This window comes from Pseudobacteriovorax antillogorgiicola (genome assembly GCF_900177345.1).
Lineage (GTDB): Bacteria > Bdellovibrionota_B > Oligoflexia > Oligoflexales > Oligoflexaceae > Pseudobacteriovorax > Pseudobacteriovorax antillogorgiicola.
This window is the reverse complement of record NZ_FWZT01000051.1, coordinates 1-10265: the sequence shown is the minus strand read 5'-3', so window position 1 is coordinate 10265 and position 10265 is coordinate 1. Positions and strand designations below refer to the sequence as shown.

General features: G+C 46.3%; 10 protein-coding genes. 4 read left to right on the top strand and 6 right to left on the bottom strand.

The window, feature by feature from the left end; translation table 11 throughout:
* Positions 1 to 394 precede the first annotated feature (394 nt).
* The gene (locus B9N89_RS30835; RefSeq protein WP_132326430.1) at positions 395 to 1006 is read left to right on the top strand and encodes a DUF4360 domain-containing protein; all 612 of its coding nucleotides are present in this window, start codon (positions 395 to 397) and stop codon (positions 1004 to 1006) included.
* Between the two features lie 24 nt (positions 1007 to 1030).
* Here B9N89_RS30835 and B9N89_RS30830 read toward each other — a convergent pair whose 3' ends face one another.
* Positions 1031 to 1483, bottom strand: coding sequence for a hypothetical protein (locus B9N89_RS30830; protein WP_132326428.1), 453 nt, complete (start codon positions 1481 to 1483; stop codon positions 1031 to 1033).
* 140 nt (positions 1484 to 1623) lie between these two features.
* A complete protein-coding gene (locus B9N89_RS30825) occupies positions 1624 to 2340 on the bottom strand; it encodes a pirin family protein (RefSeq protein WP_132326426.1) in 717 nt (238 codons plus the stop codon).
* Positions 2341 to 2463: 123 nt separating this feature from the next.
* On the opposite strand from B9N89_RS30825, the gene B9N89_RS30820 reads away from it, so the two are divergent.
* The gene (locus tag B9N89_RS30820) at positions 2464 to 3330 is read left to right on the top strand and encodes a LysR family transcriptional regulator (protein WP_132326424.1); all 867 of its coding nucleotides are present in this window, start codon (positions 2464 to 2466) and stop codon (positions 3328 to 3330) included.
* Here the strand turns inward: B9N89_RS30820 and B9N89_RS30815 are convergent.
* The 3 genes from B9N89_RS30815 to B9N89_RS30805 form a co-directional block, all read right to left on the bottom strand.
* A complete protein-coding gene (locus B9N89_RS30815; protein WP_132326422.1) occupies positions 3327 to 3641 on the bottom strand; it encodes a hypothetical protein in 315 nt (104 codons plus the stop codon). The two genes, B9N89_RS30820 and B9N89_RS30815, sit on opposite strands and share 4 nt — an antisense overlap.
* A gap of 79 nt (positions 3642 to 3720) precedes the next feature.
* Positions 3721 to 5328, bottom strand: a complete 1608-nt coding sequence (locus tag B9N89_RS30810; protein ID WP_132326420.1) for a Hint domain-containing protein — start codon at positions 5326 to 5328, stop codon at positions 3721 to 3723.
* Positions 5329 to 5339: 11 nt separating this feature from the next.
* Positions 5340 to 6251: a hypothetical protein gene (locus B9N89_RS30805; protein WP_132326418.1), complete on the bottom strand. Its 912-nt coding sequence runs from the start codon at positions 6249 to 6251 to the stop codon at positions 5340 to 5342.
* 347 nt (positions 6252 to 6598) lie between these two features.
* On the opposite strand from B9N89_RS30805, the gene B9N89_RS30800 reads away from it, so the two are divergent.
* Both B9N89_RS30800 and B9N89_RS30795 read left to right on the top strand, forming a co-directional pair.
* Positions 6599 to 7207, top strand: coding sequence for a hypothetical protein (locus B9N89_RS30800; protein WP_132326416.1), 609 nt, complete (start codon positions 6599 to 6601; stop codon positions 7205 to 7207).
* A gap of 136 nt (positions 7208 to 7343) precedes the next feature.
* Positions 7344 to 9101, top strand: a complete 1758-nt coding sequence (locus B9N89_RS30795) for an alpha/beta fold hydrolase (RefSeq protein WP_132326414.1) — start codon at positions 7344 to 7346, stop codon at positions 9099 to 9101.
* A gap of 19 nt (positions 9102 to 9120) precedes the next feature.
* Here B9N89_RS30795 and B9N89_RS30790 read toward each other — a convergent pair whose 3' ends face one another.
* Positions 9121 to 10194 carry a hypothetical protein gene (locus B9N89_RS30790; protein ID WP_132326412.1) on the bottom strand — a complete coding sequence of 358 codons (1074 nt, stop codon included), beginning with the start codon at positions 10192 to 10194 and terminating at the stop codon, positions 9121 to 9123.
* Between the last annotated feature and the right edge of the window lie 71 nt (positions 10195 to 10265).

The window sequence follows — 10265 nt, the reverse complement described above, 5'->3', positions numbered from 1 at the left end:
TGCCCATCTTCTAAGAGTATCAGGATGAACTCCGAGTTGTTTTGCTGCTTGTGTCAGTCGTACTTTCATATCGAAAAATATATGCAATTAGCATATTCATGTCAAGAATAATCTAGAATATTTCTAACTTCTTCTAGCCCCTATTTTTTAATGAAGATTCTGGTTCGCAACTTCTAACTCACCCACCCCAAATGCTTGTCCCTCATTGAAGAACCCCAAAAAGACCAACAAGCCATGCTATTAGAATACAACTCACTCTAGTTCGCTTTTCTTGGTAATATCAGCTAGTTCTGTATGCTCAGGGCTTACAGAACAGAAGACTGAATCGCCCCTTCCCACGAGCATAGTCGCCACCTATAGTCCATCCAGAACCACCGAGACAAGGAGACTTGAGATGAGACTTTGCATACTGTTTATCGCGATCGTTACAGGAACCCTGCCATGTTATAGCATGGTCAAAGGCAAGATCAGCAATCTAGCTCTAAACGGCTCTGGTTGCCCCGTCGGGACAATCGAAATCCCCGGTGACATTCTTAAGATTCAAGACCTAAAGAAATTAGCACTGAGTGAAATGATAGCGGAAACAGGTGATGGCCTCACGCCAAGTGATAGCCGTAAGTTTTGCCAGGCTACCGTGGACGTCAAGGTTCCTCAGGGCTGGCAATATGCGGTGAAGCGCTTCGATTACCAAGGCCTCGTGGATCTCGGCGAACGGGTTTTTGGCGAGGTCGAAATTAGCTACTACTTTCAAGGCCAAGGGCAAACTGATCGCTTCAAGGCACGCCTTTCTCAATTTACCAAAGAAAGATTCGAATTTATAAACGATGTTGATCCAGCAAGCTTGCTGTGGTCACCATGTGGAGGCGGACGAGCCCTTAACATAAACATGGCTATCGGGGTTCGATCACGAGTGACTAATGACTTGGCTCCTTATGGAGCCATCGTAGTAGAACAGTTTCCAGGTATAGAAATCATGGCAAGACGCTGCACAATACTAGCTGAGTAGCCTTTTATAAAAAACGGGGAGAGCCTAGCGCACTTCCCAAGCCTTCTTCAAAGACAATACCAGCTCGCGACTATCTTGGTAGCTTGTCCAAAGCTCCCCCAAAGACGATGGCGCATCCGAATTTTGATAGCTTGTTTCGAGAGCGATATAATCTTTCTCCGCAATATCCCACTGGTAAGATGCTTCGCGGTAGGAATTCTTCTTAAGAAAACTCAAAACATCAAATTGGTATCGAGTTAGTAAAATGTTGGCAGCTGAGTGTACTTCGCTATGCCCACCTTCGTTGGCGGCTGCCACGAAAGCTTGCATGTCAGCAATGTGTTGCTCAAAGGTTGTCACCGAGTCCTCGATGGACACATCGCCTGTGGCTTGAACTTCTTCATCCGTGGTCGCTGCGGCACCACCGGTGTTGTCGCTCTCTTCATTTTGACAAGAAGATGCGACAAGGGCGATAAAAACCAAGGCTTTATAAATCATGTCCAATCCTCCTCAAGTTTCGACAACTTTTCGGAATCTTACCCCAAAAGTTTAGGCACTTGGTAAGAAAACCTCATTTGATCTTCCAAGTGCCTGAAACTAGGGGCTGTCACTTTTAAGCCTTTTCAGACTGATGTATCCTAGATAACCGTCATCGGCACGTCCATCAGCAGAATCTCAGCATCGGACTCCGCTGCTATAGTCAACAATTTGGGGTCGGTCAAACCCAGACCATCCCTTGGCCCTAATGTTTCGCCATCGACCTTCACATTGCCGCTGATAACGAAAATGTATGCTCCATGATCATCGCCTTGAAGCTCGTAGTCTAAAGAGCGGCCCACATCAATCTTAGCCATTGAGAAATGTGCATCTTGATTGATGGTCACGGAGCCCTGCCGACCATCCGGTGATACCACCAGCTGCCATCGATTGACCCTCTCATTTGGCTCAAACGTCTTTTGCGAATAGGCTGGCTTCACGCCCATCAACCTAGGTAAAACCCAGATTTGCAGGAAGTTCACCGACTCCCGATCGGAGTGGTTAAACTCGCTGTGGGCAACACCCGTTCCAGCAGTCATCGCCTGAACCTCGCCCTTCGAAATTACGAAGTCATGACCCATGGTGTCCTTGTGGGCCAGTGAGCCTTCCAAAGGTACGGATATGATTTCCATATTTGCATGGGGATGAGTTCCGAAGCCCCTGCTTGGCGCCACCACATCGTCATTGATCACTCGCAAGGCCCCGAAGCCCATTCTCTTAGGGTCAAAGTAACTGGCGAAGCTAAAGGTATGATGACTATTCAACCAGCCGTGATCAGCGTGGCCGCGAGAATCGGCTCTGTGAATGACTTGGCTCATTTGCAATCTCCTTTCGTTGCACATAAGTTCCATCCAGCAACACCTATCCTAACGGCAGATAATGAAAAAAATATATTATTATGTTTTAATTAACATGATAGATATTTTTTATCAGGATGTGTCATGACTCTAGATCAGATCGAAGCCTTTGTAATTGTTGCCGAAGAGCGAGGCCTGCGCGCAGCATCCAAGCGCCTCCACAAGACACAACCAGCAGTATCCACTGCAATTAAGAACCTCGAACAGGAGCTTAGGTTGAGGCTGTTCGACCGTGATGGCTATCGGGTTCAGCTATCCGAAGCGGGGAACGCTATGCTACCTCAAGCAAGAAAAATATTGGCAGAAGCTCAATCGCTCAACCTCCACGCCCAAGAGCTAAGCGCAGGGCGAGAAGCCCGGCTTCACCTTGTATTTGATTATCTGTGCCCTCACAAACTTATTTCAGAACTGCTGCGACGAACCCATGATAGCTGCGGTGCCATCACCCTTGACCTGAGCTTTGAAGTGCTTCAAGGAGCTGAAGAACGTCTCCTCGATGGTGATGGCCAAATCGCAATCACGCCGTTTTGGAGCCAGTCGGAACGTCTTTTCTCCCAGCCCCTATGCAACCTCCACCTGGAACCGGTTTGCATTGCGGACCAATTGGACGGACAGTCCCGTCTCGCCAGAGGGCTTCCTCAAATTGTTGCTCATGACAGTTCGCAAAAAGCTCTACGGGATGACTTTAACAGCCCCTTAGGGGGTCCAGTTTGGTATGTATCGGACCATCAAGTCAAAGAAACTCTAATCAAGGAGGGCCACGGCTGGGGCTATTTGGAGGTTTCAGCGATCAGCAAACTCAAGGACAGTGGCAGATTAAAGCTGATGTTGTATGAGGAGCTGCCGAGGCGTACCGTTCAGCTGTTTTTACTTAGATCTAAAAATAAGCCGTTTGGCCCCATCGCGAGGGATGTGTGGGCCACGACGCAAGCTGTGTTCGCTGACGACTAGAGACCTTCGACCGAAGGTCTAAATAGAGAAGGAATCTCCTTATAAACCGCAAGCGCAGCATCCCAGCACTTGGTCTTCATCAACTTGTGAGCCTTGTTGCTAAGCACGCACACCAAGGGCTGGGCATTCCGATCACCACGCTTGATCGACTTAATAGACTCGGGGCATTCCTTAGCCTTGTCATCAACAAGTCCAACCAGAATCCCCGTTTTCACGCAGGCCTTTGTCATTTGGTCCTTCTGCTGTTCAGAAGGCATAGCTATTGCTGAGCCCGTAATCAAGACAAGTATTGTTGCATAAAATAGCTTCATAAGACTCCCCTTTCATCGTCCAGCTCCTTAATCTAGACAGGAGACACGAATCTGGCAAACAATAATTGGAATCGTCAGCTCAGGGATGAAGCTGCTCGGTGGCACCAAGCCTAGCCAAAAAATCAGGACGGTCCTGCCCTAACAGCCCTTGCTCTAGCTTGCTTTGAATGAGCAGGTCTCCCGTAACAATCCCATTGGCCATCAGCATATGATCTCTTAGATCAGACCCCGCCTGAATCATGATGTTCCAAACAATGGGTTTGCTTGTACTTTTCTGAATTTCGATGGTATCAACTTTCGTCCAAGTTTCTCCGACTCGAATCTGACTCCCCTCTGTCAGCTCATATGCGGGGAGAATTCCTTGTGGTGTAGGGAAGGGGTGATTGCCAGTCACCGATAGCTCCTTACCTTGAACATTTATTTTCAAAAGTGGGATAGGCTCCTCACCTGACGTCATAAAAGCAATCGCCATGGGTTTTTGAGTTACAGGATTCCAAATGCGATCGCCTGCTTTGATTGCAACGATATTTTTATGGCTGCCATCTGCCATCAAGATCTGGGTACCCTCCGCAAAGCAGCCGCACTCACTTCTCTGTTGCAAAAACTTAGGCTTGCACGCTGGTGCTGAAACTGAATACATAAAAGAGTCTTGCCCCACATTCCCATTCTCTTCAGCAGAAAGGCAGGCAATGGCATTCTCGACAAAGCGGTCATCATCACCATTGCGCCAGACTAAGCTCTTTTTCTTACACTCCGAAGGACACTTGGCAACTGATGCTGCATAGTTGCTTGGCTGCTTCATGAATAGCTTTTCTTGAAGCACAATGGTATCGCCATTTACATCCTTGACTTCGACACGGACGTCGTACTCAACTGGTTCATCATTGGGCTCCTTCCAATGACACATTCCAAGCTTCACTACCGTACTAGATTCGTGGGTATTAAGGAGTGTGAGCTCCCCTGCCTTGAAATTTGATTTATGATTTTTAGAGCCAGACATGTCTAGAGTTTCAACTAATTGGCCATTGACAAATACAGATCCTGATGTTGCCAACCCCGTAACAAGCACCGAGAGAGTCGCCTCAGAGCCTAAAAATGGAGTCGCATAAGTGGAGGGTGGCGCTCCCGTGAGTTCAACAGAAGGTGATGGTGGATCGGGAAGATCGATAACAGCCATCAACTTTCTCTTCTTGCCATTTTCGTCTTGAGCAGTCGATTCAACGATAGCCTTATACCGAAACTCGAATGGCGGCTTCTCTTCAACGAGTAGATCAACAATCTTTACTTGATTTTGCATTGTCAGGCTCTGACCGTCTTTAACAAAAACCTGATCAAATTGGGTATCTCCTGCATCCAAGGATTTTAGTTGTACAGAGTCGTCTTGGAGTTTCCAGGTTGAGTTGGACGCTGAATTATCAACTAGAGTCCATTTATTGGAGAAGTAATCAGAGGCATAAAGTGCAGGTTCGCCATTGTTATACTGAAAAAGAACTTTCACGACTCCCAGGCTAGATACTGCAGATTCTTGCAAGAGGCTTTGCTCAGAATTAAGACTTGCCTTCTGTTGAATCACAGACATTTCCGATGATTGATCGATCGCAAACTTGCCTGCGACGCCTCCCACTAACAGCATCCCAATAATCATACCCAATTGAGATGCGCCTGATTCCTGATGTCCCCACTTCATACAAAGCTCCTTTAGCGTGATAAGTTACAACGCGGATCGTTATAGGGCAGTTTTACAGTCAGCCAGCCCTTGCGAATCTCAGGCGGAAAGTTGCCTAAGCTTTTGCTGGTGTTGAACGCGTATTTTGCCACATTACGATTGTTGTCATGATTCATCAGACCTTTGAGGCTATTAAAATACTTTCGGTCTTTAAGCAGCGTCGGGGGAACTTTGAGCGATTGATTCTGAAGAAACAGCAGCTGAAAGAAGAAGACTTGTGATGGCGGAATACGCTTTGAAGATAAGCCTTGAAGGTAGTCCTTGGTCATATTTTCATCGTACTTAGCCTTGCTCTTGCTGTAGCAGCCTGCCCTGGAACTGCGACTCGTGCAAAGATACAATCCGATTGTCTTCTGCTTTTCAGGCTGCTCGACACTAGCCTTTACAATCCCCCCCGACCTAAGGACATCTAATCCCACTTCTTGGCTGAACAATACCTTGCGCTCACCAAGATCTTCGATACTGACCAGAAGTTTAAGTTGGGGGTATACAGAAAGTCGTTTGGCAATGAAGTCGAGCTCTCCCAATTGGCACCATTGCTTCTCAGGCTTAAACCGTAGCCCCACGCTAATTTTTCCATTTTCTAGAGGAAATTCTTCACTCAAGACCCCCAGCCTTTGCTCTTCTTTGTATTGCTCGCGAAGGCGATCAATTCGTTTCTTCCGCTGGCTAAACTCCTGGTGATCTTGCTTCGAGATAGCTTGAATGTCTCCAGAGGCTGCTTTAAGAGCCAAATTTTGCTCAGGCTTTTTACCCTGCTCTGTAAGTGGCTTGAACTTCATCAGCAGCAAGAAGCCCAAGACAGCGATTCCCAGAACAATTAAATTTCTTGACGCCATAATGCTTACCACGTTGAAATAGATGCCCAAGAAGTGATCGGCCATTTTATAGATTACTATTAGTAGATTTATAATGACCGCATTTATCAATATAGATTTCAGGTCTTTAAAATCATAGTTAGCAGTCTATTGAACTTCCATTCGAAACTATTAGTCCTAAAAAGCAGGCAGAACACTAATCGAGTCAGCAGAACATTTTAGCCCTTGGGGGGCCTTGTCTCACGGGTCACTTCCTACTAAGACTAAGCCGGTTCAAGATGAAAAATTTTTCAAAAGGTCTATCCGATTTTGGCAACTAAGGTTTACCAGCCAATGGAATGGGCCTGGCTTGAACGAACTTGCTTGTCGAATACGACAAAGCGGAAACACCTCACTCTTGCTAAGGAGACACCATGAAAAGATTGTTAGGAATTGGCCTCAGCCTCAGTTTGCTCTGCCAGGCAGCGTTTGCTTCAAACTCAAGACAAGATGCTATCGATGAGGCTCGTGACCTTGAGTACTCATTAGGCAAACTAGATTCAGAATCTAGCCGTTTAGCCCGCCAGAGTACGGATCGTCAGATCCGTTATATCTTAGAAGATGTTTCGGATCAGGCTTTTTACTTAAGTAACGAAGTGCGCATGGATATTGTGGAGCCACTTCGTGATGGCGAACGCTTCAGCCGCGTCCTTAGCTCCTTGAACAGATTGGACCGGGACTTTAAGGACCTCGAAGATCGCCTGTACGATCTGCGCCGCGTCCCTTACTCTTTGGACCAACTCTCAGACGATATCCGACGGGAAGTTAGAAGGCTTGAGGATACCTTGCGCAACGATTACGGAAGCGATCCTAGCCCAACACCTGGCGACAGCTGGGTCTGCCTTGTAACAGATAATCAAGGAAGGACCTTCACTGGTTTCGGTGTTCGAGAGGGACAGGCAACCAATGCCGCCTTCGATCGTTGCTTCAATGAGTCTTACTCGCAAAGATGCTCATTGATTTCTTGTCGACGTCGCTACTAAAGAGTAAAGCCGGGTGAGGGAGCCATCAGGATTTCCCTTACCCAATTCTTATCCCACGTAATGATTTGCAGAATCGCTAAATATTTTTCCTAAAAAGACTGATAAGGCCTCTACCCTAGCTAGATGAGCCTAATTGATGAATCGTAAGCAAGTAGAATCCATAGTTAGTTTTGTAAAATACAGGTCCATTTGGGTCCACGGTGCTAGTAGTCCCCTTGGCCTGAAGTTGGCAGAAATTCTGCTTTTACTTGGGGCTCGTGTTTACGCCACTGACCAAGACTTAGAGCCACTGAAGACCCTTCAAGGCAAGTTTAAAAGCCGCTTGGTTGTTTTTCAATTCAATCGTGGTAGTCAGACTCAAATTGATTACTACCTTAGTAAATTAAAAGATGGCCAAGTCAAGCTTCTATATTTCTTTGACCTACAGAACCCCAGACTTTCACAGATGAAAGATATGCAGGTACTGGAGCCCATTCAGATAGCGGAGATTGTGGAACAAGATATTTTGGGGCATCTAAAAATTATGGAAGGCCTCAAAGAAGGTTTCGACGAGGACTTCCGCTATATCTGCTTGGTTGACCGGCACAGCACTTCAAAGTCAGAAAGTTCTATCCATGAAACCCTGCAACTCTCTTATCTGAGACTTCACCTGCTAAAACAAATTGATCACGAACTCCGCTTCTTTCTATTGAGGCCAAAGCAGTGCATTGAGACAATGTCCGAACCTCAGCGTTTGCGTCTAATTGTTCAAGTGTTAACGGCACTGGTAAAAAAGAAGCCCAATTACTATCAAACTCGTTGGGAGCTTCCCTATCAGTTGCAACTTATCCTCAGCCGTGTCCTAGCTTGGGTTGATGCGTGGCGGCCCCAGACACAAATCGCTGATGCTGGACTAGCAGATGAAATTGATCAAGTGATCAAGTCAGCACCTTTGGAAGACCAAGATCAAGACAACCCCTTTCTGAGTGATAGCTTTCCCACGTCGAAAACAGCATCATCAAGAGAAGACAACACACCTAAAGAGACTCTATCTACAGAACAAGAAGGCGACCAACTCAGTACATCGGACAATGTGTTCGCTAGCCCTCCATTGGGAACTAAAACGACATTGGGCAAAGCTGCAAAACTTGACTATAGCATCGAAGGCGATGGAGTCGGTGGCCGCATCTGCCTCCTTCAAGATCCATTCTTTCCCTCCTCTTATTGGCTACCATTTAAAGACAAACTCATCGATCAGGGTTTGAAAGTTCTAACTCTACACTGGGATGAATGGTCTGGTTCGAAGGCAAGTTGGTATCCAGATGTTAAATCCGAACTACTCCACATCATCCATGACAATGGCTGGAATTACTATCCCTTTCATATGGCTTGCCATGGTTGGTCTTGTATGCCCTTCTCCAAAGATATTTTAGAACTGGAATCCCTGTTGGAATCTCTGATACTGATTTCCCCTATGGGTTTGCATAGTGAAACGTCTAAATTTGAACGCATGAGCCGTTGGTCATCCGTTCTAGGAAAGAACGTTCTTGCTAGATCCCTTCAACAAGAAATTTGCCCCGGACTAGATATTGCTAGCACTGAATTTTGGAAAAGAATGCCTAAAAGAGCAGCCAAGGATCATTATAGAGTTATATATCATCTGCAGAAGCATTTTGTAGCTGAAGATTGCTATTCCCAACTTGCAAAGATTAGGGTTCCAAGCCTTCTTGTAATGGGAATTCAAACTGAGCGCTATTTGGAGCCTATTCATCCGATGTTTAAAGAATGGAATCCGCAAACGAAACTAGTTCCTATCCAGGAGGGCCACCATCACACACCAATCAGTCATCCCGAGGAGCTATCCGAAGCATTTACCCACTTTTTCGAGTATATCATCAATCATCAAATCGCCTAGAGTCATCGAATTTTCAAAGTCACCAAATTACTTCGGTGTCTTGATAGATGATATCATCCAAGTAGGAGTCAATGATTGCGTTCCACATCTCGCCGTCATCAGAAAATTCCCAATGAACTTTATCAGGCTGACCATAGTATTTCTCATAGAGAGTGTAACCTCGCTGATCAATATAGTCCCCCGCTCTCACGCGATACCCCGTTAGAGCAACTGGCTCCGAGAATTGTACCTCAGCGAATACTGGTGCATTGGCGTTGCAGTGGTTCTCTACAAAAACTGGAGGAGAGATCCATGACCTACTACTGTCGAAGAGTGCTTTGGCATCGCTGTTTGCTAGATCTCCTACCGAACTTCTTACCGAAATCGATTTACCTGCAACTGAGCCACGGCCCTCGCTATCGATGATCACTTGATACCATTCACCATCGAGGAATAGACTCAGCTCTTCGGTGTAGGCACGTGGTTCATAGTAAGGGTCCGTACAGCCATAGATCGAGTCGATATGAAATCGGAAGTACTTGTGCTTCTGCCTTTCCTCTGGAATGGCCTTCTCTGCAACAATATCCGAGTATCTAAAGTGTGAATCGAACGACAGCAATGAATAGTAGTAGACCGTACCATCTGAAGCTAGACCATTATCAAAATAGCTTGTCGCAGTTCCCTCATAAATGACTTCATAGTGGTCGTAGCTTGTACCGCTCTCGTAATTCACACCATCTACAGGACTAAACGGTACTGGCGTCTGACTTCTAACCAGAAGGTACGCAACTTCTGAGCCCGATGCGGTAGTCCAGCTATGATACACAGACCCCGGGTTTGAAACTAATCGATAGTCAATCGGTGATAAAGGCTCTTCACGGGGTTCAAAGTAATATCGAACTCCACTCCCCGAGGTATCTTGTTCGTGAAAGGAACCTTCAACATTGACCCAATTTATCCCGTCGTTGGAACCTTTAAGCCCGTAGGAATCAGGAGCACATTCTGCGAAATCAGGAACTTCACCACCGACAATTTCTAGGCCTTCAATAGTGACCATCCTGTCGAGAAAGTCGGCTTCCAACCAAACATCGGTAGCGTCAAGAATTATGTGCACTTTGAGTCCATCAATCTGAAATTTCTCTAACCATAGACTGCTAACTTAGCTTCCTTCAATCGATCCATATC